At 45.4% G+C, this 1,105-nt stretch carries 1 protein-coding gene and 1 pseudogene; both read right to left on the reverse strand.

Annotation, left to right across the window (positions count from 1 at the left end):
• Window positions 1–630, reverse strand: a 630-nt coding sequence (locus R8N28_RS26530) for a sulfite exporter TauE/SafE family protein (protein ID WP_318183830.1), incomplete at its 3' end; no start/stop codon positions are given.
• A gap of 267 nt (window positions 631–897) precedes the next feature.
• A pseudogene (locus tag R8N28_RS26535) lies at window positions 898–1,105 on the reverse strand (tripartite tricarboxylate transporter permease); the annotation flags it as partial.

Genomic DNA, 1,105 nt, shown 5'->3' on the forward strand with positions numbered 1-1,105 from the left:
GCTGCCTTTACTCCAATCGATAGAGCCGTTCGCAACAAAAATGTCGATAGCGATGAGAGACACACACGTTGAAACCAGAAGTTTAAGCCCATTCATCAAGTTGATGTCTTGATGGCCCGCCACAACGAGGTAACTCAGAACAATCACGCCTAATCCGGCATTAAAAAATCCGCCGTATGCTGAAACGCAGACCAACAACAAACTCAATGCGATTAAGCCTAAAACGCCAGCGTGTTTATGTTCTTTGGTGATGGATTTGATGATCATTGTTAACCGCGAACCTGTAAGAAACAGCACCGTAGCAAACAAAAGTAGCCAAGGAATGGCTTCCAAAAACAGTGACTCTGGCGTATTGAGAAGAAGATACGCGCCAACCGCGCCACCGACTAAGCTGAACGAAACGGTGAATAGCAGTTCTTGTTTGTTTTTCAAAATTTCTTCACGAAAGCCCACGGAACCGCTTATGTATCCCGCGCATGCGGCGTAAGTGTTGGTGGTGTTAGCCATGATGGGCGGCACGCCAACCGCCATTAGGGCGGGGAAGGTGATAAAACTCCCACCTCCTGCTATCGAATTCATGATTCCACCTACCACGCCTGCAGCAAACAACAGAGCCAATTCCAGCAGCATAAACAATCCTTGTTATGTTCTTATTGGTTATTAGAGTCTTAGATTTTGAGAACACATGTTCTAACGTTTTTATGAGATTTACTTTACATGCTCCAAAACGAAATTGTTCAGTTCCGTTGCGGTTTTGATAACGTGAACCTCTTTCTAGCGAAATTTTTCTCTTAGCCGTGATATTAATTCATCGTAGCTATATCAAAGAAAGATCGAAGAAAGAAAAAGCCACCGCGAGGGTGGCTTTAGGGGCTATCAAGAAGGAGGAATCGACGATTATTGCTCAACTTTTACAGGTTGCGCTTTAAGCTTTTGAAACAGCTTCACAAACAGCGGGCTACCCAGCACTAATACTGCCCGCACAGTAAACGTCAACGTAATCGGACGCTCCCACAAGAAGCTCAACTCACCGTCAGAAATCATCAAAGCTCGGCGCAAGTTTTCTTCCATCAAGCCGCCGAGGATGAAGCCAAGCAGCAATGGT

It is taken from the genome of Vibrio sp. Vb1554 (assembly GCF_033344235.1).